The sequence below is a fragment of the Caulobacter endophyticus genome (assembly GCF_029543245.1).
GTDB lineage: Bacteria > Pseudomonadota > Alphaproteobacteria > Caulobacterales > Caulobacteraceae > Caulobacter > Caulobacter endophyticus_A.
In genome coordinates this window covers 135,726-159,293 of the sequence record NZ_JARQWV010000011.1, presented here as the reverse complement: position 1 = coordinate 159,293, position 23,568 = coordinate 135,726, and the positions used below count along the sequence as shown (strand labels likewise).

The following is a 23,568-nucleotide window of genomic DNA, read 5'->3' as shown; positions in this document are numbered from 1 at the left end:
TGGGGCTGCTGGACACCGTTCGCCAGGAGATCAGTCGTCGCCGGCGTCTCCACGCAATTGGCGATAGGCCTCCAGCGCCGCGGCCCGGGCGCGGGGGTGGTCGACGATCGGCTTGCCGTAGACGGCCCTGGCGCCGGCGCTGAGCCGATCGGGGGCGGTCCACGGCTGGTGGATCACGTCTGCCGGCAGGTTGGCCAGTTCCGGGATCCACTGTTTGACGTAAGTTCCCTTGGGATCGAACTTTTCGCCCTGGCCGATCGGGTTGAAGATCCGGAAGTAGGGCGAGGCGTCGGCGCCGCTGCCGGCCACCCACTGCCAGTTGCCGACATTGTTGGCGAGGTCGGCGTCGACCAGGGTGTCCCAGAACCAGGCCTCGCCTTCGCGCCAGTCGATCAGCAGGTGCTTGATAAGGAACGAGGCGGTGATCATCCGTACACGGTTGTGCATGAAGCCGGTGGCCCATAGCTCGCGCATGCCGGCGTCGACCAGGGGATAGCCGGTGCGGCCTTCCGTCCAGGCCTCGAAGCCGCGCGGGTTCTGCGACCAGGGGAAGGCGTCGAACTCGGGCCGGAAGTTCTTCGTCGGCAGATCCGGCCAATGGAACAGGATCGCGTGGTTGAACTCGCGCCAGCCGACCTCGGACAGGAACTTCTCGATCTCGCCATGCGGGGCGTCGCCGGCCTCGGCGGCGGTGCGGGCGGCGGTCCAGACCTGGCGTGGTCCGATCTCGCCGAAATGCAGGTGAGGCGAGAGGCGCGAGGTGGCTTCGAGGCCCGGCACGTCGCGGCCTTCGCCATAGCCGTCGACGGGGCCCGACAGGAAGTCGTCCAGCCGCGCCAGCGCTCCGGCCTCGCCGGGCGTCCAGATGGAAAAGCCCTTGGACCAGTCGGGCGTCTTGGGATGCAGGCCCCAGCCGTCGAGGGCCTCGGTGCGGGGCCAGTGCTCGGGCGCCTCCAGCCGCTTGGGCGCGGCCTCGACCTCGACATGGGTGAGATGCGCGCGGGCCGCCCGCCAATAGGGCGTGAAGACCTTGTAGGGCTGCTTGGAGCCGTTGGCGACGGTCCAGGGCTCGTTCAGCAGGCCGGCGAGGCAGCTCTCGACAACGACGCCGTCGGCCTTGAGCGCCGTCTTGATCTGAGCGTCGCGCTCAATGGCGGCGGGTTCATAGAGACGGTTCCAGACGACCCCGGCGGCGCCGGCGTGGGCGATCACGTCCTTAAGCGCTTCCTGGGCGTGCCCGCGACGGAGGACCAGCTTCGAGCCGATCGCCTTCAGGCTCTCGGAGAGCGCCCGCAGCGACTTGTCGAGCCACCATAGCGAGGCCGCGCCCATCGGCCGCACGCCCGGGGTCTCGTCGAGGATATAGAGCGGGATCACCGGCCGACCGGTGTCGGCGGCGGCCTTCAGGGCCGGGTTGTCGGCCAGGCGCAAGTCGTTGCGCAGCCACACGATGACGGGTCCGGGGACGCCTGGATCGATCCGCACTTGCACCTTTCCGCCGTTGGGGCCACCTGTGGGGCCAATTCGGCGCCACCTTGTTCGCCCCTCTCTAACTCGGAAGTCCCGCCTTGAGTCAGCCCGTCGCCCCCAACGCCGTCATCGAAGTGAAGACGGAGACCGGCAAGGCCGTCCGCATCGGCAACGCCGAGCGCCTGACCCTCATCGCCGGTCCGTGCCAGATGGAGAGCCGCCAGCACGCGCTGGAAACGGCGCATGCGCTGAAGGAGATCGGCGAGCGCCTGGGCGTGGGTCTGATCTACAAGACCAGCTACGACAAGGCCAACCGCACCTCGGCCACGGCCGCGCGCGGCATCGGCCTCTATGACAGCCTGCCGATCTTCCAGGAAATCCGCGAGGTTACCGGCCTGCCGACCCTGACCGACGTGCACGAGATCAGCCATTGCGATCCGGTGGCCGAGGCCGTCGACGTGATCCAGATCCCCGCCTTCCTATGCCGCCAGACCGACCTGCTGCTGGCCGCCGCCAAGACCGGCCGGGCGATCAACATCAAGAAGGGCCAGTTCCTGGCCCCGTGGGACATGAAGAACGTCATCGCCAAGGTGACCGGCGCGGGCAATCCCAACGTCATGGCCTGCGAGCGCGGCGCCTCGTTCGGCTACAACACGCTGGTTTCGGACATGCGGTCCCTGCCGATCATGAAGGAGATCGGCTGCCCGGTGGTGTTCGACGCCACCCACAGCGTGCAGCAGCCGGGCGGGCAGGGCACGTCCTCGGGCGGCCAGCGCGAGTTCGTGCCGGTTCTTGCCCGCGCCGCCGTCTCGATCGGCGTGGCCATGGTGTTCATGGAAACCCACCCCGACCCCGACCACGCCCCGTCGGACGGCCCCAACATGGTGCCGCTGAGCCAGTTCGAAGGCCTGGTGGCCGAGCTGCTCGAGTTCGACGCCCTGGCCAAGCGCAAGCGGGCGGCCTAGCCGTTTCCCTTCTCCCCCTGCGGGAGAAGGTGTCGGCGAAAGCCGACGGATGAGGGGTCGATAGACATCGACCGTTTAGCGATCCAAAAGCAGCGGATGAGGCGGCGCGACCCCTCATCCGACCTCCTTCGGAGGCCACCTTCTCCCGCAAGGGGAGAAGGGCTAACTCTTGCCCCTCCACCCGCCTGTGCCATAACCTGCCCATGTCCAGACGCATCGTTCTCGTCACCGGCGGCGCCGGGTTCATCGGCTCCAACATCGTCGCGAAGCTCTGCGAGGATCCGGCGCTGGACGTCGTGGTCTGCGACTGGCTGGGCCAGGCGGGCGAAGGCAAGTGGCGCAATATCGCCAAGCACCCGATCGCCGACTTCGTCGCGCCCGAGCAACTGTTCGACTGGCTGGCCGAGCGCGGCGCCGAGGTCGAGCTCGTCATCCACATGGGCGCGATCTCGTCGACGACCGAGCCGGACGCCGACCTGATCGTGCAGTCCAACTTCGTGCTGTCGCGCGACATCTGGCGCTGGTGCGCGAAGAACAACACCCGGCTGATCTACGCCTCGTCGGCGGCCACCTATGGCGACGGGGCCCTGGGCTTCGACGGCAAGGACGACATCGACACCCTGATGGGCCTGCGCCCGCTGAACGCCTATGGCTGGTCCAAGGCGCTGTTCGACGTGTTCGCCGTGCGCGAGGCGACCCGCGGCCATGCGCCGCCGCAGTGGGTGGGCCTGAAGTTCTTCAATGTCTACGGCCCCAACGAGGACCACAAGGGCGGCATGAAGTCGGTCGTCTGCCAGATCTGGCCGAAGATCCAGGCGGGCGAGGGCGTGCGCCTCTTCAGGTCGCACCACCCCGACTACGAGGACGGCGGCCAGCTGCGCGACTTTGTCTATGTGCGCGATGTGGCCGACGTGATCGCCTGGCTGGCCAAGAGCCCGCACGTGAGCGGCGTCTATAACCTGGGTTCGGGCAAGGCGCGCTCGTTCAAGGACCTGGCCGAGGCCACCTTCGCCGCCATCGCCCGCGAGCCCGACATCACCTATTTCGACATGCCCGAAGTGCTGCGGGGCAAGTACCAGTACTTCACCCAGGCCGACATGAGCCGCCTGCGCGCGGCCGGCTACAACGCGCCGATGACCTCGCTGGAAGACGGCGTGGCCGACTATGTGGCAGGCTTCCTGAACACGGACGATCCCTACCGCTGACGAGGCCGCCCATGCCCGCCGATCCCGCCGTTGTCGATACCGATTGCTGTGTCGTCGGCGGTGGTCCGGCGGGAATGATGGTCGGGCTGCTGCTGGCCCGGGCGGGGGTGAAGGTCGTCATCCTGGAGAAGCATGGCGATTTCTTGAGGGATTTCCGGGGCGACACCGTCCATCCCTCGACCCTTCAGGCCATGGCCGACCTGGGCCTGCTTACCGACTTTCTGAAGCTGCCGCACACGAAGGTCAGCGCGCTGTCGGCGCAGATCGGCGACGAAACGATCCACCTGGCCGACTTTCGCGGCCTGAAGACCGCAGCGCCCTTCATAGCCCTGATGCCCCAGTGGGATTTCCTCGACTTTCTCGCTGACGCGGGGCGGCGCTACCCGACCTTCGACCTGCGCATGAACGCCAGGGCCGAGGGGCTGGTCGAGCGTGGCGGCCGCGTGGCCGGGGTTCGCGTCGAGACGCCGGAGGGGCCGTTGGAGATCCGCTCGCGCCTGGTGATCGCCGCCGATGGCCGCCGCTCGCTGCTGCGCGACGCCGCCGGCCTGGCGGTCGAGGACCTGGGCGCGCCGATGGACGTGCTGTGGATGCGGCTGTCGCGCAAGCCGACCGACGACCCCGAGGCGCCGCTGGGCCGCGCCAGCGCCGGGCGGATGTTCGTGACCATTCCGCGCGAGGGCTACTATCAGTGCGGCTATGTCGCCGCGAAGGGCAGCTTCGACGCACTCAAGGCGGCGGGGATCGAGGCCTTCCGCCGCCAGGTGGCGCAGGCCGCGCCGGCCATGGCCGACCGGGTCGACGAACTGGAGAGCTTCGACGACGTGCATCTGCTGACCGTGACGGTGGATCGGCTGACGCGGTGGTCGACGCCCGGCCTGCTGTGCATCGGCGATGCGGCTCACGCCATGTCGCCGGTGGGCGGGGTGGGCATCAACCTGGCGATCCAGGACGCCGTGGCGGCCGCCAACATCCTGCATGACGCCTTCGGACCGGACGATGCGGCGCTCGATGCGCGGGCGCTGGCGGTGCAGCGCCGCCGCCTGCCGCCGACCCGCGCCATGCAGGCGTTGCAACTGGTCATCCAGAACCGGCTGGTCGGAGCGGCGCTCAGCGGCCGGGCGTTGAAGGCGCCCGTCGCGATGCGCCTCTTCGAGCGCTTTCCGCGCCTTCGCCGCATCCCCGCCCGCGTGTTGGGTCTGGGCTTTCGGCTGGAGCGCGTGAAGTCGCCCGACGCCTTCTCCGGTTGACCAAGGGGCACGCTTGCGGACCCTTGCCGCGCGCGTAACCTGAACCCCGATAAGTCGCCGCAAAGGCGTCGGTCAGGGAGTGGAACATGGTCGGCATCGCCGCCTGGGGCGCCTATGCGCCGCGTCTTCGCCTCAGCCGCAAGGCCGTCGTCGCCGCCAACGCCTGGGTCGCGCCGGGCCTGGCCGGCAAGGCCAGGGGCGAGCGCTCCATGGCCAATTGGGACGAGGACGCCCTGACCATGGCCGTCGAGGCCGCCCGTGACGCCCTGGGTCCGGAAGACGAGGGCAGGACGGCGGTGGATGCGGCGATCTTCGCCTCGACGACTGCGCCCTTCGCCGATCGCCAGAACGCGGGGATCCTGGCCGCCGCCCTTACGCTGGAGCCGTCGATCGCCTCGGCCGACGTCACCGGCTCGCAGCGCTGCGGCCTTACCGCGCTGGGCCAGGCGCTGGACGCGGCGGCGGGGGGAAAGCGCGTGCTTGTCGCCGCGGGTGAGCATCGCCGGGCTCGCGCGGCCTCGCCGCAGGAGCTCGATTTCGGCGACGCGGCGGCGGCCTTCGTCGTCTCGCCCGAGGGCGGCGCGGCCACGTTCCTCGGCCGGGGCACGGTGACCGACGACTTCGTGGATCACTTCCGCGGCTCGGACGCGCAGTTCGACTATGCCTGGGAAGAACGCTGGATCCGCGACGAGGGGATCGTCAAGCTCGTGCCGCCCGCGATCCGCGCGGCGCTGGAGGCGGCGGGCGTGACCGCCGCCGAGGTCGACCATTTCTGCTTTCCGTCGGTGTTCGCGGGGATGGGCGCGACCCTGGCCAAGGCGCTGGGGATCAGGCCCGAGGCCGTGCGCGACACGCTGGGCGCCCAGCTCGGCGAGGCCGGCTGCGCCCATGGGCCGCTGCTGCTGGCCCATGCGCTGGAGGAGGCCTTGCCCGGCCAGGTCGTGCTGGTGGCGCAGTTCGGCCAGGGCGCCGAGGCGCTGGTGTTCCGCGTCGGCCAGGCTGCCGTTCGCCCCGCCCGCGGTGTTGCAGGCTCGCTCGCCGACCGCCAGGAAGAGACCAACTACCTGAAGTTCCTGGTCTTCAACGACCTGGTCGAATGGGACCGGGGGATGCGGGCCGAAAAGGACAACAAGACGGCTCTCACCACCCTCTATCGCAACCGCGACCAGATCCTGGGCCTGGTCGGCGGCCGCTGCCGCGAGACCGGGGTCGTGCAGTTCCCGCGCACGCGCATTTCCGTGGCGCCCAACAACCCCGCCGTCGACACCCAGGAGCCCTACCGCTTCGCCGAGCGCGCGGCGCAGGTGCTGACCTATTCGGCCGACTACCTGACCTTCTCGATGAGCCCGCCCAATCACTACGGCATGATCGTCTTCGAGGGCGGCGGGCGGATTATGCTCGACATCACCGATGTCGCGCCCGGCGAGGTCGAGACCGGCCTGCCGGTGAAGATGGTCTTCCGGATCAAGGACCGCGACGAGAAGCGCGGCTTCGTCCGCTACTTCTGGAAGGCCGCGCCCGATCGCACGGCCGTCGCGGCGGTCACGGCCCAGGCGGCGGAGTAGGGCGGTGTCAGAGCGCGCGCTTGACGTCGGTGGCGGCGAAATCCTCGCCCTTGAACAGCAGGGGCAGGTCGCGCGCCTTGGCCAGGGCGTAGGCGAAGCAGTCGCCGAAGTTCAGGCCGTGGCGGCCGGCGCTGAAGCGTCGATAGGCGTCGCGAGCGATTGCAAGCAGTTGTTCGTCGAACGCGACGACCGTCAGGTTGAGGTCCGCGACCAGGGCCTCGAAATCCGCCGCCGTCGCCGCGCCGAAGCGGCGATGAATGACGACGTAGGCCTCCAGGCGCGTCGGCGCGGCGACAAGCGGCCTTTCGGTTCTGACGATCGTCTGGAGAAAAGCTTCGCCCTCGGGCTCTCTCTGGAAGACCGCGATCAGGGCCGAGGTGTCGACGACGATCACTTCGGCAAGCCGTCGGCGTCGTACAGCAACTCTTCGTCGGAGCCTTCGCGCACTACGGGGGCGGCGGCGACGCGGTCCTGGATCGCCCGGATGCGCGCCAGCCGCGCCTCGATATCATCCGTCTTTTCAGGCGTGCGCTCCAGGCGCTCGCGCAGCGCCACGACAACGGCTTCGGTCAGGGTTTCCCCCGTCCGTTCCGTCAGTTGTCGGGCCAGCCGGTCGGCCTCGGCGTTGCGGATATAGAGGCTCATGGCTTCGTATATACACCCGATCAATACGCCCGAGAAGGCGAGCTAGGGAGAGACCCAAGATGGCCAGCGGCATTCGCGACAAGGTCGCCATCCTCGGCATGGGCTGCAGCAAGTTCGGCGAGCGCTGGGACGCCGGGCCCGACGATCTGATGGTCGAGGCCTATGTCGAGGCGATGAGCGATGCGGGCATCGAGGCCAGCCAGCTCGACGCGGCCTGGTTCTCGACCCACATCGACGAGATCGGCACGGGCAAGGGCGGCACGCCGCTGTCGATCGCCCTCCGCCTGCCCAATATCGCCGTCACCCGGGTGGAAAACTTCTGCGCCTCGGGCTCGGAAGCGTTCAGGGGCGCGGTCTACGCGGTCGCGGCGGGAGCCGCCGACATCGCGCTGGCGGTGGGCGTCGAGAAGCTGAAGGACACCGGCTATGGCGGCCTGCCGTTCGGCGCGCCCGGCACGCTGGCGCCGCAGGTCATGCCCAACGGCTCGGCTCCCGGCAATTTCGCGCAGCTGGCCAGCGCCTACCGCGCCAAGCACGGGGTCTCCAAGGAAGACCTCAAGCGCGCCATCGCCCACGTCTCGGTCAAGAGCCACGCCAACGGCGCCAAGAACCCCAAGGCCCACCTGCGCAAGCCCATCACCGAGGAGCAGGCGCTGAAAGCCCCGATCATCGCCGAGCCGCTGGGCCTGTTCGACTGCTGCGGGGTGTCGGACGGCGCGGCCGCGGCCATCGTCACCACGCCCGAGATCGCCCGGGCGCTGGGCAAGCATGACCTCGTCACGGTCAAGGCGCTGCAGCTGTCGGTCTCGAACGGCTACGAGAGCCAGTACAACGGTTGGGACGGCAGCCACTTCCACACCGCCCGCATAGCCGCCGGCAAGGCCTACAAGGAGGCCGGCATCGAGCGTCCGCGCGAGCAGATCTCGATGATGGAGGTGCACGACTGCTTCTCGGTCACCGAGCTCGTCACCATGGAGGACCTGTTCATCTCGGCCGAGGGGCGGGGCTGGTGCGACGTGCTGGACGGGTTCTACGACGCCGACGGCGCCGTGCCCTGCCAGATCGACGGCGGCCTCAAATGCTTCGGCCATCCGATCGGCGCCTCGGGCCTGCGCATGCTCTACGAGATGTACCTGCAACTGCAGGGAAGGGCCGGCGAGCGGCAGCTGCGCGACCCGGTGCTGGGAATGACCCACAATCTGGGCGGCGCGCCGGCCAGTAATGTCTGCTCGGTGGCCATCATCGGGCGGGAAGGGGCGTAGTGCGACGCCGCGACCTGGTGTAGTCGAGAGGCATGTCGGGACGCTTCAAGGGCTTCAAGCGCTGGATCTTCGCAGGATGCGTCCTCGTGCTGGGGCTCGTCCTGACGGCGACGTTCTACTGGCGCTACGACATCCTGCGCACGACGCTGGACCCCAAGGTCCCGTTCCAGACCTATGACCCGCCGCCGGCGCCTAACTATGCCGATCCGGCCGCCTGGGCGCTGCTGCCGCGCGGGGCCACGGGGATGGACCGCGCCGCTGACGTGTTCTTCGTGCACCCGACCACCTTCGACGGCGGCCGCGACTGGAACGCGCCCTACGACCAGCCGAAGGCGGGGCGCTATCTCAATCGCGTAGTCCTGCCCAACTACGCCGCGCCGTTCTCGCGGGTGGGGCGGATCTTCGCGCCGCATTACCGGCAGGCCAGCCTCTATACCTTCCTGACCTTGCGCGACGACGCCCGCGAGGCCCGCCGCTTCGCCTATGGCGACGTGCGCGACGCCTTCCGGGCCTGGCGCGAGCGCTACGACCAGGGACGGCCTCTGGTGCTGGTCGGGGTGGAGCAGGGCGCCAGCCTGCTGGCCCGTCTGGTCGCCGAGGAGATCGCGCCAAACGCCGCGCTCCGGGACCGACTGGCCGGGGTCTATCTGATCGAGACGGCCGTGCCCGCCGATGAGTACGGTCCGGCCGCGCCCGTTCCCGCCTGTGCTCGCCGCGACGAGGCCGGCTGCGTCGTGGCCTGGGCCTCGCTGACAGACGGTGATTTCCAGAAGGCCCAGGAGTGGCTGGGCCGCTCTCTCACCTGGATCGGCGGCGACCAACTGGAGAACCTCAACGGCCGCAAGCCGCTGTGCGTCAATCCGCTGCTCGGCGCCCAGACCGACGAACGCGCTCAGGCGAGGCTCAACCTCGGCGCCGTCAACGCCACGGGCCTGGAGTGGGGCGCGCGGCCGGCCTTCCTCAAGCGCCAGGTCTGGGCCCAGTGCGAGAACGGCCTGCTGCACACCGGCCGCCCCAAGTCGGCGTCGCTGCGCGATACCGGCTCTTGGACCGACCGCCGCAAGGTCGACGGCTACAACCTGTTCTGGGCCGATATCGAGGCCGACGCCGCCGCGCGAGTGGCGGCCCTGGGCAAGCGCGGGCCGCCGGTGATCCGGACCCCGTCGACTTAGCCGCAGCGCGAGATCGCCCGTCACGGCGCAGCAGCGCATGTTTTTACCGTCAAGCGTCCGGCCAAGCCGTCGATCCTGCCCTTTGCGTCGATCGCCGAGCTTGTTTCTCTGCAGCTCCACCACTCATGCGCGACTTGTCGCCGCTGGGAGGCGAGCGCGCTTGAACCGCGTCGCAAAAGGTCCACATAAATAACGACCATCCGCCCAGTCCCGGGCGGACGGACTGTACGACTCAGGCGCATCGTCTGAAGTGACGGCAGTCCGCATGGCGAGGCGCGGGTTCTCGCGCCGGCCGGGAGTGAAAATATGTCTGAGATCCGTACGCTTCCTGTGTTGCCCCTGCGGGATATCGTTGTGTTCCCGCACATGGTGGTTCCGCTGTTCGTGGGCCGCGACAAGTCCGTGCGCGCCCTTGAGGAAGTGATGCGCGGCGACAAGCAGATCCTGCTCGTCACCCAGAAGAACAGCGCCGATGACGATCCGGCCCCCGGCGACATCTATGATGTCGGCGTGCTGGCGACCGTGCTTCAGCTGCTGAAGTTGCCTGACGGCACCGTCAAGGTGCTGGTCGAGGGCAAGGGCCGCGCCGCGGTCGTGCGCTTCACCGAGCAAGAAGCCTATTACGAGGCCCAGGTCGGCGAGGTCAGCGAGGACCAGGGCGCCGGCCCCGAGGCCGAGGCGCTGTCGCGCGCGGTCGTCGAGCAGTTCGAGAACTACGTCAAACTCAACAAGAAGGTGCCGCCCGAGGCCCTGGCCGCGATTCCGCAGATCGCCGAGCCGGGCAAGCTGGCCGACAGCATCGCCGCCCACCTGTCGGTGAAGATCGGCGACAAGCAGCACCTGCTGGAAATCTTCGACGTCACCAAGCGCCTGGAGAAGGTCTTCGCCCTCATGGAAGGCGAGATCTCGGTGCTGCAGGTCGAGAAGAAGATCCGCTCGCGCGTGAAGCGCCAGATGGAGAAGACCCAGCGCGAGTACTATCTGAACGAGCAGATGAAGGCGATCCAGCGCGAGCTGGGCGATCCCGACGACTCGCGCGACGAGCTGATCGAGCTCGAAAAGCGCATCAAGAAGACCAAGCTTTCGAAGGAAGCCCGCGCCAAGGCCGAGGGCGAGCTGAAGAAGCTGCGCAACATGAGCCCGATGTCGGCCGAGAGCACGGTGGTCCGGAACTATCTGGACTGGCTGCTGTCGATCCCGTGGGGCAAGGCCAAGAGCAAGAAGATCGATCTGGCCGAGAGCGAGGACATCCTCGACGCCGACCACTACGGCCTGGACAAGGTCAAGGAACGGATCCTGGAATACCTGGCCGTTCAGGCCCGGACCAATTCGCTCAAAGGCCCGATCCTGTGCCTCGTCGGCCCTCCGGGCGTCGGCAAGACCTCGCTTGGCAAGTCGATCGCCAAGGCCACGGGGCGTGAATTCGTGCGCATGAGCCTCGGCGGCGTGCGCGACGAGGCCGAGATCCGCGGTCACCGCCGCACCTACATCGGCTCGATGCCCGGCAAGGTCATCCAGTCGATGAAGAAGGCCAAGACCACCAACGCCTTCGTCCTGCTGGACGAGATCGACAAGATGGGTAGCGACTACCGCGGCGACCCCGCCTCGGCCCTGCTCGAAGTGCTCGATCCGTCGCAGAACTCGACCTTCGGCGACCACTACCTGGAGGTCGACTACGACCTGAGCCAGGTGATGTTCGTCACCACGGCCAACAGCCTGAACATGCCCCAGCCGCTGCTGGACCGCATGGAGATCATCCGCATCCCCGGCTACACCGAGGATGAGAAGCTGGAGATCGCCAAGCGCCACGTCCTGCCCAAGCTGGCCAAGGATCACGGCCTGAAGGACAGCGAGTTCATCGTGCCGGACGCGGCCATCCGCGACCTGATCCGCTACTACACCCGGGAAGCCGGGGTGCGGTCGCTGGAGCGGGAACTGGGCAATCTGGCCCGCAAGACGGTGCGTGACCTGGCCCGCGAGAAGCTGACCAGCATCACGATCGACGACGCGCGCCTGGCCAAGTACGCCGGCGTCAAGAAGTACCGTTACGGCGAGACCGACGAAGTCGACCAGGTCGGCATCGTCACGGGCCTGGCCTGGACGGAGTTCGGCGGCGACATCCTGACCATCGAAGCCGTGAAGATGCCGGGCAAGGGCCGCATGACGGTCACCGGCAACCTCAAGGAGGTGATGAAGGAGTCGATCTCGGCGGCCAACAGCTACGTCCGCTCGCGGGCGACCTCGTTCGGCATCAAGCCGCCGCTGTTCGAGAAGACCGACGTCCACGTGCACGTGCCGGACGGCGCCACGCCCAAGGACGGTCCGTCGGCCGGCATCGCCATGGCGCTCGCCATGGTTTCGGTGCTGACGGGCATCCCGATCCGCAAGGACATCGCCATGACCGGCGAGATCACCCTGCGCGGCCGGGTCACGGCCATCGGCGGCCTGAAGGAAAAGCTGCTGGCGGCCCTGCGTTCGGGTGTGAAGACCGTGCTGATCCCGCAGGAAAACGAGAAGGATCTCGTCGACGTGCCGGAAAGCGTGAAGTCGGGCCTGGAGATCATTCCGGTCTCGACGGTCGACGAAGTGCTCAAGCACGCCCTGGTCGGACCCCTGACTCCGGTGGAGTGGAGCGAATCGGAGGAGCCCCTTTCGGGCCCCGCCAAGGCCGACGACGCCGGGGACGACGCAGTTCTTACGCACTGACAGTAACTTATTGTTGATAAGTAGGGCGGCGCGGGATCTTTCCGCGCCGCCTTCGTTTGACGGGGCTTGCGAAGCCCGCATACTTCCACGCGAGCGAAGCGGCGTAAGCTGTTGCAGCGCCGCCGCTTATTGGCTGGGAGACAAAAATGACCACGAAAGCCGAACTCGTCACGGCGATCGCCGAAAAGGCGGGCATCAACAAGAACCAGGCGAAGGACGCCCTGGAAGCTTTCATCGACACCGTCACCACTTCGCTGAAGTCGGGCTCGGACGTGCGTCTGGTGGGCTTCGGCACCTTCAAGGCCGTGACCCGCGCCGCCGGCACCGCGCGCAACCCGCGCACCGGTGAGACCGTCGAGCGTCCGGCCTCGAAGACCGCCCGCTTCCAGGTCGGCGAAGGCCTGAAGACCACCCTGAACGGCTGATCCCGTTTCGGATTCTAAGGGGCGGGGCGTCGGATCGATGTCTCGCCCTTTTCTATGCGCGCTTCCCATGCCGCCCGACTGCGGCTAGAAGGCGCGACCCTGCGAAGGGGCGGTTAGCTCAGCGGTAGAGCGTCTCGTTTACACCGAGAGGGTCGGGGGTTCGATCCCCTCACCGCCCACCAGGATCTCCAGCGGCGCATGCTGACACCAGGCTGTCAGCGGGCCTTGGGCAGTCTCCCGGCGTTAGACGCCACAAGGGAGATCGTCATGTCCGTCAAGGGAAGCTGCCACTGCGGCGCCACGCAGTTCGAGGTCGAGACCGCGCCGACCGAACTGACCGATTGCAACTGCTCGTTCTGCGCCAAGCGCGGCAATCTCGTCGCCTACTACCAGCCGTCCAGCTTCAAGCTGCTGACCGCTCGTGATCGCGTGTCGACCTACCAGTGGGGCGCGTACATGGGCGCGCACCATCACTGCGCCATCTGCGGCTGCGGGACCTACGGCGAGTTTTCCGATTTCAGCAGCGGCGAGGCCGACTACGACAATCCGCGTATCAGCATCAATGTGCGGCTGCTGGAGAACTTCGACCTGTCGGCGCTGCCGGTCGTGCACCTCAACGGGCGGGATGATTGGTGAGGGGGCGAAGGCGGTCATTCAAGATTTGTCATCTCGGCCGGAGGGCCGCGTTAGCGGTCCGCAGAGCCGGGATCTCCCACGTTTGAGGCGTCGCCGTCGTGGGGGATCCCGGCGCTCCGCTTCGCTACGGCCGGGATGACAATGAAAGTAGCGCTCTAGGGCCAGATCGACATTCAGCCAACCTTGCCATTGCTACCGAGTTCCCCCGCGAAGGCGGGGGCCCAAGCTGTCTTTCGAGGACAGTCAGGGCCGTGGACGACCCGCAGAAGCTGCTTGGGTCCCCGCCTTCGCGGGGAGGAACGGATTTGGGGAACGCCTGTCGGGTGAATGTCGGGCTCGTCTAAACCAGCGCCTCGAGCACCTGAGCCGCATGACGCCCTTCGGCGTCGGCGGTGATCTTTGCGCCCAGCGTCCTGGCGGCCTCGGCATAGGCCGGATCCGCCAGCAGCCGGCCTAGCGCCTCGCCGATCTTCTCCGGAGAAGCATCCGGCGACAGGGTGATCGCCGCGCCGCGATGGGCGGCGCGCATGGCGTTGTCGTTCTGGTCGCGGCCCATCGGCAGGCACAGCAGCGGGACCCCGGCCATCAGCGGGCGCAGGGTCGAGCCGTGGCCGGCGTGGGTGACGAAGGCGGCGGCCTTCCCAAGCACGGCGCCGTGCGGCGCGCTGCGGACGATCTTCACATGGGGCGGGCTCTCGAACTCGGCGGGGTCCAGCGTCGGCCCGGTCGTGACGAGAGCGCGGACGGGCAGGGCGGACAGGGCGGCGATGACGTTGCGCAGCGTCTTTTCCTGCGCCTGGTAGAGGCTGGAGAACGACACCACCACCAGCGGCGCGTCGCCTTCGGGCAAGGCGGAGGGCGCCACCCAGGCCGGATCGGCGAGATAGGGGCCGACATGAGCGAACGGGGCGGGCAGGGGATCGGGCGCGAAGTCGAAGGCCGCGCTGGTGGCCAGCAGGATGGCGTCGGCCGCGTCGAACTGGGCGAATAGATCGTCGAGCGGCGCCAGATCGTGCTCGGCGCGGGCCGCGTTCAGCGCGGGCAGGCCCGACTGGAAGAGGCCCCGCGCCATCTGGGCGACCATGGCGTGCATGGCCTTCTCCTGGTCGTCGGCCGCCGGGGCCATGCCGGCCCCGAACGGCGGGGCGCCGGGGAGGGTGGGCAACGACCAGATGTTGGCCGACAGCAGGGCGAGCTTCGTCTCGCGCGCCTGGGCCGCGACCATCACGCCCAGCAGCAGTTCCTGGGTCACCACGACGTCGGCGGGGAAGTCGTCGAGCGCCTCTAGCACGTCATCGGCGTAGGCCTGCGCCGGGCCGGTCATCACCCGTTCGAGCAGGCGTTCGATCACGGCCATGGGATTGTCGGCCTCGAAGTCGCGCAAGCGATCGTCGTCGCGGGTCTTGCCGGTCTGGAACGGCGCGGTCGTCCAGGCGCGGAACGGAACGCCCAGGGCCTTAGCGTCTGCGGCGTTGGCCGGATCGCTGATCGCCAGCACCTGGTGGCCGCGCGCGATCATGTCGGCGGCGACCATCAGGAGCGGCTGCACGTGGCCGCCGCCTTCCCAGGTGGTGAACAGAAAACGCGCCATGTCGGATACCCCCGTTTGGCTCCTCCTACGACGGGGCGCGCATTCAATCCAGGCGAAGCGAAATATGGTTTTTGCGCCGATGCGCGACGCGACGTAGGGTGGCGTCGAGGCGGCTGGACAACGGTCCAGCTTCGGAGGAACCTCCCGCCGCTCGAGCACCTTATCGCTTGGCGGCCGCGCAATACGGCTCTCTGCAGTAGCGAGGTACGGCGTGATCGATCTTCTGCTGACTCCCCCGCCGAGCCCCGAGGCCGGCGCGCCGCAGGACCAGATTCGATCTCCGATAGGCCGGCCCGCCCGTCTCATCGATACGACGATGCTCTATGCGCCGCGCAGCGGCGGCGTGCGGCGTTATCTGAACGCCAAGCGCGCCTGGCTGGCCGAGAATCGGCCCGGCGTGCGTCACACGCTGGTCGTTCCGGGGCCGCGCGACGCCCATGACGGCCATGGCCGGGTGTCGATCTACGCCGCGCCGCTGCCGTTCGGCGACGGCTATCGCTGGCCGATCGGCAAGACCAGCTGGATGGAACGCCTGATCCGTCAGCGGCCCGACGTCATCGAGGCCGGCGATCCCTACACGCCGGGCCTGGCCGCGCTGAAGGCTGGCGACGCCCTGGGCGTGCCGGTCGTCGGCTTCTGCCATACCGATCTGGGCGCGCTGGCGGCGCTGCACATCGGCGAATGGGCCGAAAAGCCCGTCCAGAAGCGCTGGGCGGCGATCTATCGCCAGTTCGACCAGGCCGTAGCGCCCAGCCACTTCATCGCCGGGCGCCTGATCGAGGCGGGGGTTCGCGACGCCATCGGCCTGCCGTTGGGCGTCGACGTCGACACCTTCCACCCCGCGCGCGGCGACCGGGCGGCGCTGCGCCAGCGCCTGGGCCTGACCGAACGCCACCGGATCCTCGTCTTCGCCGGCCGTCCGGCGCGGGAAAAGAAGCTGGACGTGCTGGTCGATGCGGTCGAGCGGCTGGGCGAGCCCTATGTGCTGCTGCTGATCGGGGCCGGCGCGGGCGCGCGGGCCAGCGATCGGGTGATCTCGATGGACTATCAGCGTGATCCCGAAGCCCTGGCCGCGATCCTGGCCGGCTGCGACGCCTTCGTGCACGCCAACGACAACGAGCCGTTCGGCCTGATCGTGCTGGAAGCCATGGCCTGCGGCCTGCCCGTGGTGGGCGTGGCGGCCGGCGGCGTGGCCGAAAGCGTCGATGAGGAGGTCGGGATCCTGGCCCAGGCGTCTGAAGGCGGGGTGTTCGCCGAGGCGATCGAGGCGCTGTTCGCCCGCGACATGGCGGCCCTGGGCCATGCTGCGCGGCTGAGGGCCGAAACCCGCCACGGCTGGACGCCGGTGTTCGAGCGGCTGACCGAGATCTACGGCCGCCTCAGCGGCTCGCGGGCCTTTCTCGGCGAGGCGGCCGTGGCGGCCGCCTCGCACTAGATAGAAAGAAAGGGACTCAGGCGGCCTTGCGCAGCTCGTCGCGCAAGGTCGCCAGGATCTCGTAGCTGCGCAGGCGCGCGGCGTGGTCGTGGATCTGCGAGGCGGCCATCACTTCGTCGGCGCCGGTGGCCTCGATCACCGCTCGCAGCTTGGCCGCCACGGTCGTGGGCGAGCCGATCGCCGAATAGCGGAAGGTGTTGTTGACGCCGGCCAGCTCGGCGGGCGAGGCGATGGCGGTGATGTCGTCGACCGGCGGCGGCAGCAGGCCGGGATTGCCCCGGCGCAGGGCCAGGAACTGCTGCTGGGTCGAGGTGTGCAGGCGCTGGGCCTCCTCGTCGGTGTCGGCCGCGCAGACCCCGATGCAGATCATGAAGTAGGGCTTGTCGAGCTGGGCCGATGGACGGAAGCCGCGGCGATAGACCTCGACGGCCTGCATCAGCTGTTCCGGCGCGAAGTGGGCGGCGAAGGCGTAGGGCAGGCCGAGCGCCGCGGCCAGCTGCGCGCCATAGGTGCTGGAGCCCAGCAGCCAAAGCGGCACGTCCTGGCCTTCGCCGGGAATCGCGCGCACCGCCTGGTCTTCCGTGGCCGGCTTGAACCAGTGCTGCAGCTCGACGACGTCCTCGGCGAAGCGGTCGACCGAGCCTGCATAGCGGCGAAGAGCGCGGATCGTGGCCTGGTCGGTGCCCGGCGCGCGGCCCAGCCCAAGGTCGATTCTACCCGGATGCAGCGCGGCGAGCGTGCCGAAAGCCTCGGCGATCATCAGCGGCGCGTGGTTGGGAAGCATGATGCCGCCCGATCCGACTCGAATTTTCGAGGTCCCGGCGGCGACGTGACCAATAACCACGGTTGTGGCGGCGCTGGCGATACCGGGCATGTTGTGGTGCTCGGCCAGCCAATATCTGTGGAAACCTAGCGACTCGGCATGTCGCGCCAGGTCCAAAGTATTGGCGAGCGCTTTACTGACCGTTGTTCCTTGAGGAACCGGCGACAGGTCGAGGACGGAAAAAGGGATATCGGCGGACTGGGTCATGTCCGCTACATGGGATGCGACCGGTCGGTAACAACCGTCTGCCGACACAATTTGTCGCAGTCGTTCCAGCGGGCGCGCGCGCAAACGGCAGCGCCAGGCGCTTAAACGAGCAATCTTAAAAAGTGGGGGAGGGGAAAGTGGCGCGAATGACGGGGCTCGAACCCGCGACCTCCGGCGTGACAGGCCGGCGCTCTAACCAACTGAGCTACATCCGCGTCGCGTAAGGCCGCAAAACCCTACGAAGCGCTCGCTTTTACCTCGGATCGCTGCCTTCCAGAAGAAGGTGGCGCGAATGACGGGGCTCGAACCCGCGACCTCCGGCGTGACAGGCCGGCGCTCTAACCAACTGAGCTACATCCGCATTTGCTGTCCGCCGAGGCGGAAGTGCGACCCGCCGTGCGGCGAGGGGCGTCTGATATGTCGGGCTGAGACTCGTGTCAACGGCGATGTCGCAGAACCTGTGGATGGCTTGCAGTTGCGATCGTTTCTCAATGTGCCCCAGGCGTTTGAAGCGTGGGAAATGCTGGGCTACAACGCGGCCGATTCAAGCCAAGGGCTGTCATGACCGCCTTCCTTCTCCAGTATCTGCCGATCGTGATCTTCATCGGGATCGCGGCCGTTATCGGCATCGTCTTCATGTTGGCCGCCGCCGTGCTCGCGCCCAAGGCGCCGGACCCGGAAAAGCTGTCCGCATACGAATGCGGCTTCAACGCCTTCGACGATGCGCGCATGAAGTTCGACGTCCGGTTCTACCTGGTGTCGATCCTCTTCATCATCTTCGACCTCGAAGTGGCGTTCCTGTTCCCGTGGGCCGTCACTCTTATGAAGTTGCCTGCCGACGTCGCCGCCTACGCCTTCTGGTCCATGCTGGCCTTCCTGGGCGTTCTCACTGTCGGCTTTATCTACGAATGGAAGAAGGGCGCCCTCGAATGGGAGTGATCGTTCCCGCCAACGGCTCGCCGCCCAATGGCTCGTCGCTGATCCCGGCGGGCTCCGCCGGTCGCTCGACCGTGCAGGGCTATGACCCCAAGCTGCACGACGCCTTCTTTGACGGCGTCTCCCAGCAGCTGGCCGACAAGGGCTTCATCACGGCCGCAGCCGACGACCTCATCACCTGGGCCCGCACGGGCTCGCTGATGTGGATGACGTTCGGCCTGGCCTGCTGCGCCGTCGAGATGATGCACTCGGCCATGCCGCGCTACGACCTGGAGCGCTACGGCTTCGCCCCGCGCGCCAGCCCGCGTCAGTCGGACGTGATGATCGTCGCCGGCACCCTGACCAACAAGATGGCCCCGGCTCTGCGCAAGGTCTACGACCAGATGCCCGAGCCCCGCTACGTCATCTCGATGGGCAGCTGCGCCAACGGCGGCGGCTACTACTATTACAGCTACAGCGTCGTGCGCGGCTGCGACCGCGTCGTGCCGATCGACATCTACGTGCCGGGCTGCCCGCCCACGGCCGAAGCGCTCGTCTACGGCGTGCTGCAGCTCCAGAAGAAGATCCGTCGCACGGGGACCATCGAGCGATGAGCCAAGACCTCGAAGCCCTCGGCCAGGCGATCGTCGCCAACTCGGCCGGCGCGATCTCGTCGTATCACGTGGCGTTCGGCGAGCTGAACGTCCTGGGTTCGGCCAATCGCGTGGTCGAGCTGCTGACCTACCTGCGTGATCACCCCGACTACCGCTTCCACCAGCTGGTGGACCTGACGGCGGTCGACTACCCCGAGCGCGCCGCGCGCTTCGACGTGGTCTACCACCTGCTGTCGATGGTGAAGAACGTCCGCATCCGCGTGAAGGTGCAGACCGACGAAGACACCCCGGTTCCGAGCGCCACGCCGGTGTTCCCGGTCGCCGACTGGTTCGAGCGCGAAGCGTTCGACATGTACGGCGTGTTCTTCGAAGGCCACCCCGACCTGCGCCGCATCCTCACGGACTACGGTTTCCACGGCCACCCGCTGCGGAAAGACTTCCCGATGACGGGTTATGTCGAGGTCCGCTACGACGACGAGCTCAAGCGCGTCGTCTACGAACCCGTGAAGATCACCGAGTACCGCGCATTCGACTTCCTCTCTCCGTGGGAGGGCGCCAAGTACGCCCTGCCGGGCGACGAGAAGGCGGAGAAGGCTTAAGTCATGACTGGCACGAACGCTCCCGCCGCGGCGACCGACTTCTTCCGCGACGAACCGACCGTTCCGGCGATCCCGGAAACCCCGGTCCGCAAGTTCAACATCAACTTCGGCCCTCAGCACCCGGCCGCGCACGGCGTGCTGCGTCTGGTGCTGGAGCTCGACGGTGAAATCGTCGAACGCGTCGATCCGCACATCGGCCTGCTGCACCGCGGCACCGAGAAGCTGATGGAAGCGCGCACCTACCTGCAGAACATCCCGTACTTCGACCGCCTCGACTACGTGGCGCCGATGAACCAGGAACACGCGTTCTGCATGGCGATCGAAAAGCTGCTGGGCGTGGAAGTGCCCAAGCGCGGCCAGATCGTGCGCGTGCTGTTCTGCGAGATCGGCCGCATCCTGAACCACCTGCTGAACGTGACGACCCAGGCCATGGACGTCGGCGCCTTGACGCCGCCGCTCTGGGGCTTCGAAGAGCGCGAAAAGCTGATGATCTTCTACGAGCGCGCCTGCGGCGCTCGTCTGCACGCCAACTACTTCCGTCCGGGCGGCGTCCACCAGGACCTGACCCCCGAACTGATCGACGACATCGAGAGCTGGGCGAAAGCCTTCCCGAAGGTGTGCGACGACATCGAGGGCCTGATCACCGACAACCGCATCTTCAAGCAGCGTAACGTCGACATCGGCGTCGTCAGCAAGGAAGACGCCTGGGCCTGGGGCTTCTCGGGCGTGATGGTGCGCGGTTCGGGCATCGCCTGGGACCTGCGCCGCAACCAGCCGTACGAGAACTACAACGAGTTCGAGTTCGACATCCCGCTGGGCAAGAACGGCGACTGCTACGACCGTTATCTCTGCCGCATGCAGGAAATGCGCGAGAGCACCAAGATCATCCTGCAGGCCGTGGCCATGCTGCGCGCCACGCCGGGCCCGGTGCTGAGCGAGGACAACAAGGTCAGCCCGCCTCGTCGCGCCGAGATGAAGCGCTCGATGGAAGCCCTGATCCACCACTTCAAGCTCTACACCGAGGGCTTCAAGACGCCGGAAGGCGAGGTCTACGCTGCCGTCGAAGCCCCCAAGGGCGAGTTCGGCGTGTACGTCGTCAGCAACGGCACCAACAAGCCGTACCGCTGCAAGATCAAGGCTCCGGGCTTCTCGCACCTGGCCGCCATGGACTGGATGAACCGCGGCCACCAGCTGGCCGACGTTTCGGCCATCCTGGGCTCGCTCGACATCGTGTTCGGCGAGGTCGACCGATGAGCCTCGAGAGCATCGCCCAGGCCCAGCTCGACGCCTACAACGCCCAGGATCTGGACGCTCACTGCGCCCATTTCTCGGACGACGTGGTCGTGGCCGGCCTGAACGGCGAGGTGGCGCGCACGGGCATCGAGGCCTACCGCGCCTTCTACGCCAAGACCTTCGCCGAGTTCCCCAAGAACAACGCCAAGCTGCTGAACCGCATCGTGGTCGGCTCGAACGTGATCGATCACGAGCACGTCGACCGCGGTAACGGCGACGAACCCTTCCAGGTCGCCGCCATCTACACCTTCAAGGGCGACAAGATCGTCCGCGTGGATTTCGCCCGATGAGCGTCCGTCGTCTCGCCAAGGAACAGCCCGAGAGCTTCGCTTTCTCGAAGGAAAGCCAGGCCAAGGCCGACTGGTGGAAAGCCAAGTACCCCGCCGCCCGCAAGCAGTCGGCGGTCATTCCGATGCTGTGGCTGGCCCAGAAGCAAGAGGGCTGGGTGCAGGAGCCCGCGATCCAGGAGATCGCGCGTCAGCTCGAGATGCCGGTCATCCGCGTTCTCGAAGTGGCCACCTTCTACGTGATGTTCCAGCTGGCCCCGGTGGGTAAGACCGCCTTCGTCCAGCTGTGCGGCACCACGCCCTGCCAGCTGCGCGGCGCGCTTGACCTGCGCTCGGTGCTGGAAAAGAAGATCGGCCCGGCCCACAGCGTGTCGGCCGACGGCAAGTTCAGCTGGGAAGAGGTCGAGTGCCTCGGCGCCTGCTGCAACGCCCCGATGGCCGCCATCAACGACTACTACTACGAAGACCTGACGCCGGAGAGCCTGGCCCAGATCCTCGACGACTTCGCCGCGGGCAAGGCCCCGCAGCCGGGCAGCTATGAGGGCCGCAAGTCCTCGGAGCCGAAGGACAAGATCCAGACCCTGACCGATCCGAAGCTGTACGACGGCTCGGCGGCCAAGAAGATCAAGATCCCGAACCTGCCCGAGAAGCCCAAGAAGACCAAGGCGGAGCCCGCCGCCTGATGACCGACGTGGCCGTCCAACAGAAGAAGCGCTTCACGACGATGATCGCCATCGACGTCGTGTGCTTCCTGCTGGCCGGCGCGGCGATCGTCGGCCACGTGGCCTTCGGCGTGGGCTGGCTGCTGCCGGCCTTCGTCCTGGCCATCGTGGCGGGGCTCGGCGCTCAGATCTGGTTCGTGGCCGGGTGGCTCAAGGCCACCAAGCCGCAGGACCCGCAAGCGGGGAGGGCGCCATGAGCGACGACCTCGCCGACAAGCGGCGGGCCTATGTGGCCACGATCCGGAGCCTGTACCGCAAGGAACGGGCCTTCGGGTTCCTGGCCAGCCTGGCCGGGGTGCTGCTGCTGATCTGGGGCCGGGAGGTCCCCGGCGCGCCAGCCTGGGCTACGCCCACAGGTCTTTTGGTGATCGGCGCCGGTTGGCTGCTTTTCGCCTATGTCATCGTCCGGCGGACGCGCTATGTCCGCACCCATCCATTCGATCCGCAAAGCTAGAGTCATGGTCGGTATCCTCGAAGACAAGGATCGCATCTTCACCAACCTTTACGGGCTCCAGGACTGGGGTCTGGAAGGTGCGAAGGCGCGCGGTTGCTGGAACGGCACCAAGGATATTCTGGACGCCGGGCGCGACTGGATCATCGAGAACATGAAGAACTCCGGTCTGCGAGGCCGTGGGGGCGCTGGTTTCTCGACCGGTCTGAAGTGGTCCTTCATGCCCAAGGAAGTGAAGGAAGGTCGTCCGCACTATCTCGTCGTCAACGCCGACGAGTCCGAGCCGGGCACCTGCAAGGACCGGGAGATCATGCGGCATGACCCGCACCTCCTGATCGAGGGCTGCCTGATCGCCTCGCGCGCCATGCTGGCCCACGCCTGCTACATCTACATCCGCGGCGAGTACGTCTTCGAGCGCGAGCGCCTGGAAGCCGCGATCAAGCAGGCCTACGAGGCCAAGCTGGTCGGCAAGGACAACATCCACGGCTGGGACTTCGACATCTACGTCCACCACGGCGCCGGCGCTTATATCTGCGGTGAAGAGACCGCCCTGCTGGAAAGCCTGGAAGGCAAGAAGGGCCAGCCGCGCCTGAAGCCGCCGTTCCCGGCCGGCGCCGGCCTCTACGGCATGCCGACCACGGTCAACAACGTCGAGAGCATCGCCGTCGCCGGTACGATCCTGCGCCGCGGCGCCTCGTGGTTCGCCGGCTTCGGCCGCCAGAACAACGCCGGCACCAAGCTGTTCTGCGTCTCGGGCCACGTGAACCTGCCCTGCAACGTCGAAGAAGCCATGAGCATCCCCTTCCGTCAGCTGATGGAAGACCACTGCGGCGGCATCCGCGGCGGCTGGGGCAACCTCAAGGCCGTCATCCCGGGCGGTTCGTCGGTGCCGATGATCCCGGCCGAGCAGTGTGAAGACCTGCCGATGGACTTCGACGCCCTGCGTAACCTGAAGTCGGGCCTGGGCACCGCCGCCGTCATCGTCATGGACAAGTCCACCGACCTGGTCCGCGCCATCGCCCGCCTGTCGTACTTCTACAAGCACGAGAGCTGCGGCCAGTGCACGCCGTGCCGCGAAGGCACCGGCTGGATGTGGCGCGTCATGGAACGCATGGCCACCGGCGAAGCCGATCCGAAGGAAATCGACACCCTTCTGGACGTCACGACCCAAGTCGAGGGTCACACCATCTGCGCCCTGGGCGACGCGGCCGCCTGGCCGATCCAGGGTCTGTTCCGCCACTTCCGCCACGAGGTTGAAGAGCGGATCGCTTCCTATCGTAGCGGTCGCCTGCACGTGCAGGGCGCCAAGCTGATCGCGGCGGAGTAACGA

24 protein-coding genes and 3 tRNA genes are annotated in these 23,568 nt (G+C 67.5%); 20 read left to right on the top strand and 7 right to left on the bottom strand.

The features are described from left to right. Positions 1 to 30: 30 nt before the first annotated feature. Positions 31 to 1,491 (bottom strand): cryptochrome/photolyase family protein, encoded by a 1,461-nt coding sequence (locus P7A99_RS12705; RefSeq protein WP_431307668.1) that lies wholly within the window; start codon positions 1,489 to 1,491, stop codon positions 31 to 33. Positions 1,492 to 1,568: 77 nt separating this feature from the next. Here P7A99_RS12705 and kdsA point away from each other — a divergent pair, with 77 nt between their 5' ends. From kdsA to P7A99_RS12685, 4 genes are all read left to right on the top strand, one after another. Further along, entirely contained in the window at positions 1,569 to 2,435 is an 867-nt protein-coding gene (gene kdsA, locus P7A99_RS12700; protein WP_277794203.1) for a 3-deoxy-8-phosphooctulonate synthase, read from the top strand. A gap of 203 nt (positions 2,436 to 2,638) precedes the next feature. After that, positions 2,639 to 3,640, top strand: a complete 1,002-nt coding sequence (gene rfaD / locus P7A99_RS12695; protein WP_277794202.1) for an ADP-glyceromanno-heptose 6-epimerase — start codon at positions 2,639 to 2,641, stop codon at positions 3,638 to 3,640. A gap of 11 nt (positions 3,641 to 3,651) precedes the next feature. Then, a complete protein-coding gene (locus tag P7A99_RS12690) occupies positions 3,652 to 4,890 on the top strand; it encodes an FAD-dependent oxidoreductase (protein WP_277794201.1) in 1,239 nt (412 codons plus the stop codon). 86 nt (positions 4,891 to 4,976) lie between these two features. After that, positions 4,977 to 6,455 (top strand): OB-fold domain-containing protein, encoded by a 1,479-nt coding sequence (locus P7A99_RS12685; protein ID WP_277794200.1) that lies wholly within the window; start codon positions 4,977 to 4,979, stop codon positions 6,453 to 6,455. Positions 6,456 to 6,462: 7 nt separating this feature from the next. Here the strand turns inward: P7A99_RS12685 and P7A99_RS12680 are convergent, their stop codons facing one another. Further along, the gene (locus P7A99_RS12680; protein ID WP_277794199.1) at positions 6,463 to 6,849 is read right to left on the bottom strand and encodes a type II toxin-antitoxin system VapC family toxin; all 387 of its coding nucleotides are present in this window, start codon (positions 6,847 to 6,849) and stop codon (positions 6,463 to 6,465) included. Continuing rightward, entirely contained in the window at positions 6,846 to 7,100 is a 255-nt protein-coding gene (locus tag P7A99_RS12675; protein ID WP_277794198.1) for a type II toxin-antitoxin system VapB family antitoxin, read from the bottom strand. The genes P7A99_RS12680 and P7A99_RS12675 overlap by 4 nt, the downstream gene beginning before the upstream one ends. Before the next feature lie 59 nt (positions 7,101 to 7,159). Here P7A99_RS12675 and P7A99_RS12670 point away from each other — a divergent pair, with 59 nt between their 5' ends. The 6 genes from P7A99_RS12670 (at position 7,160) to P7A99_RS12645 (ending at position 13,301) form a co-directional block, all read left to right on the top strand. Next, positions 7,160 to 8,362: an acetyl-CoA acetyltransferase gene (locus P7A99_RS12670; protein ID WP_277794197.1), complete on the top strand. Its 1,203-nt coding sequence runs from the start codon at positions 7,160 to 7,162 to the stop codon at positions 8,360 to 8,362. A gap of 32 nt (positions 8,363 to 8,394) precedes the next feature. Next, on the top strand, positions 8,395 to 9,534 hold the full coding sequence (locus P7A99_RS12665; RefSeq protein WP_277794196.1) for a DUF3089 domain-containing protein: 1,140 nt from the start codon (positions 8,395 to 8,397) through the stop codon (positions 9,532 to 9,534). Between the two features lie 306 nt (positions 9,535 to 9,840). Beyond that, positions 9,841 to 12,240, top strand: coding sequence for an endopeptidase La (lon, locus tag P7A99_RS12660; protein WP_277794195.1), 2,400 nt, complete (start codon positions 9,841 to 9,843; stop codon positions 12,238 to 12,240). 146 nt (positions 12,241 to 12,386) lie between these two features. Continuing rightward, positions 12,387 to 12,665, top strand: a complete 279-nt coding sequence (locus P7A99_RS12655; RefSeq protein ID WP_058346343.1) for an HU family DNA-binding protein — start codon at positions 12,387 to 12,389, stop codon at positions 12,663 to 12,665. Positions 12,666 to 12,772: 107 nt separating this feature from the next. Next, a tRNA-Val gene (locus P7A99_RS12650) sits at positions 12,773 to 12,847 on the top strand. 85 nt (positions 12,848 to 12,932) lie between these two features. After that, positions 12,933 to 13,301 (top strand): GFA family protein, encoded by a 369-nt coding sequence (locus P7A99_RS12645; RefSeq protein ID WP_277794194.1) that lies wholly within the window; start codon positions 12,933 to 12,935, stop codon positions 13,299 to 13,301. A 340-nt stretch (positions 13,302 to 13,641) separates the two neighbouring features. On the opposite strand, the gene P7A99_RS12640 is transcribed toward P7A99_RS12645, so the two are convergent. Further along, positions 13,642 to 14,892, bottom strand: a complete 1,251-nt coding sequence (locus P7A99_RS12640) for a glycosyltransferase (protein ID WP_277794193.1) — start codon at positions 14,890 to 14,892, stop codon at positions 13,642 to 13,644. Between the two features lie 271 nt (positions 14,893 to 15,163). Between P7A99_RS12640 and P7A99_RS12635 the strand changes: the two genes are divergently transcribed. Further along, positions 15,164 to 16,327, top strand: coding sequence for a glycosyltransferase family 4 protein (locus tag P7A99_RS12635; RefSeq protein WP_431307670.1), 1,164 nt, complete (start codon positions 15,164 to 15,166; stop codon positions 16,325 to 16,327). 16 nt (positions 16,328 to 16,343) lie between these two features. Here P7A99_RS12635 and P7A99_RS12630 read toward each other — a convergent pair whose 3' ends face one another. From P7A99_RS12630 to P7A99_RS12620, 3 genes are all read right to left on the bottom strand, one after another. Continuing rightward, a complete protein-coding gene (locus P7A99_RS12630) occupies positions 16,344 to 17,357 on the bottom strand; it encodes an LLM class flavin-dependent oxidoreductase (protein WP_277794192.1) in 1,014 nt (337 codons plus the stop codon). A gap of 138 nt (positions 17,358 to 17,495) precedes the next feature. Next, positions 17,496 to 17,572: transfer RNA gene (locus tag P7A99_RS12625), tRNA-Asp, on the bottom strand. Positions 17,573 to 17,641: 69 nt separating this feature from the next. Continuing rightward, positions 17,642 to 17,718 (bottom strand) — tRNA-Asp (locus P7A99_RS12620). A gap of 200 nt (positions 17,719 to 17,918) precedes the next feature. Here P7A99_RS12620 and P7A99_RS12615 point away from each other — a divergent pair. The 9 genes from P7A99_RS12615 to nuoF are packed head-to-tail and all read left to right on the top strand — an operon-like array spanning position 17,919 to position 23,565. After that, positions 17,919 to 18,296 (top strand): NADH-quinone oxidoreductase subunit A, encoded by a 378-nt coding sequence (locus P7A99_RS12615; protein ID WP_165255182.1) that lies wholly within the window; start codon positions 17,919 to 17,921, stop codon positions 18,294 to 18,296. Beyond that, the gene (locus P7A99_RS12610; RefSeq protein ID WP_277794191.1) at positions 18,266 to 18,886 is read left to right on the top strand and encodes a NuoB/complex I 20 kDa subunit family protein; all 621 of its coding nucleotides are present in this window, start codon (positions 18,266 to 18,268) and stop codon (positions 18,884 to 18,886) included. The genes P7A99_RS12615 and P7A99_RS12610 overlap by 31 nt, the downstream gene beginning before the upstream one ends. Further along, positions 18,883 to 19,485: an NADH-quinone oxidoreductase subunit C gene (locus P7A99_RS12605; RefSeq protein WP_277794190.1), complete on the top strand. Its 603-nt coding sequence runs from the start codon at positions 18,883 to 18,885 to the stop codon at positions 19,483 to 19,485. Before P7A99_RS12610 ends, P7A99_RS12605 begins: the two co-directional genes overlap by 4 nt. Positions 19,486 to 19,488: 3 nt before the next feature. Then, on the top strand, positions 19,489 to 20,739 hold the full coding sequence (locus tag P7A99_RS12600) for an NADH-quinone oxidoreductase subunit D (RefSeq protein WP_101719850.1): 1,251 nt from the start codon (positions 19,489 to 19,491) through the stop codon (positions 20,737 to 20,739). Beyond that, complete coding sequence (locus P7A99_RS12595; protein WP_277794189.1) at positions 20,736 to 21,068, top strand: nuclear transport factor 2 family protein; 333 nt, start codon at positions 20,736 to 20,738, stop codon at positions 21,066 to 21,068. The genes P7A99_RS12600 and P7A99_RS12595 overlap by 4 nt, the downstream gene beginning before the upstream one ends. After that, positions 21,065 to 21,748, top strand: coding sequence for an NADH-quinone oxidoreductase subunit NuoE (gene nuoE / locus P7A99_RS12590; protein WP_277794188.1), 684 nt, complete (start codon positions 21,065 to 21,067; stop codon positions 21,746 to 21,748). The genes P7A99_RS12595 and nuoE overlap by 4 nt, the downstream gene beginning before the upstream one ends. After that, positions 21,748 to 21,984, top strand: coding sequence for a hypothetical protein (locus P7A99_RS12585; RefSeq protein ID WP_277794187.1), 237 nt, complete (start codon positions 21,748 to 21,750; stop codon positions 21,982 to 21,984). The genes nuoE and P7A99_RS12585 overlap by 1 nt, the downstream gene beginning before the upstream one ends. Beyond that, a complete protein-coding gene (locus P7A99_RS12580) occupies positions 21,981 to 22,241 on the top strand; it encodes a hypothetical protein (RefSeq protein WP_101719846.1) in 261 nt (86 codons plus the stop codon). The genes P7A99_RS12585 and P7A99_RS12580 overlap by 4 nt, the downstream gene beginning before the upstream one ends. A gap of 4 nt (positions 22,242 to 22,245) precedes the next feature. Then, positions 22,246 to 23,565, top strand: coding sequence for an NADH-quinone oxidoreductase subunit NuoF (gene nuoF, locus P7A99_RS12575; RefSeq protein ID WP_058346355.1), 1,320 nt, complete (start codon positions 22,246 to 22,248; stop codon positions 23,563 to 23,565). Positions 23,566 to 23,568 lie beyond the last annotated feature (3 nt).

What these genes read in the sequence shown, in the direction of transcription:
- P7A99_RS12690 (WP_277794201.1), top strand. Translation starts at nt 3,652, where the DNA reads ATGCCCGCCGATCCCGCCGTTGTCGATACCGATTGCTGTGTCGTCGGC.
- P7A99_RS12605 (WP_277794190.1), top strand. Translation starts at nt 18,883, where the DNA reads ATGAGCCAAGACCTCGAAGCCCTCGGCCAGGCGATCGTCGCCAACTCG.
- P7A99_RS12655 (WP_058346343.1), top strand. Translation starts at nt 12,387, where the DNA reads ATGACCACGAAAGCCGAACTCGTCACGGCGATCGCCGAAAAGGCGGGC.
- P7A99_RS12585 (WP_277794187.1), top strand. Translation starts at nt 21,748, where the DNA reads ATGACCGACGTGGCCGTCCAACAGAAGAAGCGCTTCACGACGATGATC.
- nuoE (WP_277794188.1), top strand. Translation starts at nt 21,065, where the DNA reads ATGAGCGTCCGTCGTCTCGCCAAGGAACAGCCCGAGAGCTTCGCTTTC.
- nuoF (WP_058346355.1), top strand. Translation starts at nt 22,246, where the DNA reads ATGGTCGGTATCCTCGAAGACAAGGATCGCATCTTCACCAACCTTTAC.
- P7A99_RS12645 (WP_277794194.1), top strand. Translation starts at nt 12,933, where the DNA reads ATGTCCGTCAAGGGAAGCTGCCACTGCGGCGCCACGCAGTTCGAGGTC.
- P7A99_RS12670 (WP_277794197.1), top strand. Translation starts at nt 7,160, where the DNA reads ATGGCCAGCGGCATTCGCGACAAGGTCGCCATCCTCGGCATGGGCTGC.
- P7A99_RS12630 (WP_277794192.1), bottom strand. Translation starts at nt 17,357, where the DNA reads ATGACCCAGTCCGCCGATATCCCTTTTTCCGTCCTCGACCTGTCGCCG.
- P7A99_RS12685 (WP_277794200.1), top strand. Translation starts at nt 4,977, where the DNA reads ATGGTCGGCATCGCCGCCTGGGGCGCCTATGCGCCGCGTCTTCGCCTC.
- P7A99_RS12675 (WP_277794198.1), bottom strand. Translation starts at nt 7,100, where the DNA reads ATGAGCCTCTATATCCGCAACGCCGAGGCCGACCGGCTGGCCCGACAA.
- P7A99_RS12665 (WP_277794196.1), top strand. Translation starts at nt 8,395, where the DNA reads ATGTCGGGACGCTTCAAGGGCTTCAAGCGCTGGATCTTCGCAGGATGC.
- P7A99_RS12640 (WP_277794193.1), bottom strand. Translation starts at nt 14,892, where the DNA reads ATGGCGCGTTTTCTGTTCACCACCTGGGAAGGCGGCGGCCACGTGCAG.
- rfaD (WP_277794202.1), top strand. Translation starts at nt 2,639, where the DNA reads ATGTCCAGACGCATCGTTCTCGTCACCGGCGGCGCCGGGTTCATCGGC.
- P7A99_RS12595 (WP_277794189.1), top strand. Translation starts at nt 20,736, where the DNA reads ATGAGCCTCGAGAGCATCGCCCAGGCCCAGCTCGACGCCTACAACGCC.
- P7A99_RS12610 (WP_277794191.1), top strand. Translation starts at nt 18,266, where the DNA reads ATGGAAGAAGGGCGCCCTCGAATGGGAGTGATCGTTCCCGCCAACGGC.
- P7A99_RS12600 (WP_101719850.1), top strand. Translation starts at nt 19,489, where the DNA reads ATGACTGGCACGAACGCTCCCGCCGCGGCGACCGACTTCTTCCGCGAC.
- lon (WP_277794195.1), top strand. Translation starts at nt 9,841, where the DNA reads ATGTCTGAGATCCGTACGCTTCCTGTGTTGCCCCTGCGGGATATCGTT.
- P7A99_RS12615 (WP_165255182.1), top strand. Translation starts at nt 17,919, where the DNA reads ATGACCGCCTTCCTTCTCCAGTATCTGCCGATCGTGATCTTCATCGGG.
- P7A99_RS12580 (WP_101719846.1), top strand. Translation starts at nt 21,981, where the DNA reads ATGAGCGACGACCTCGCCGACAAGCGGCGGGCCTATGTGGCCACGATC.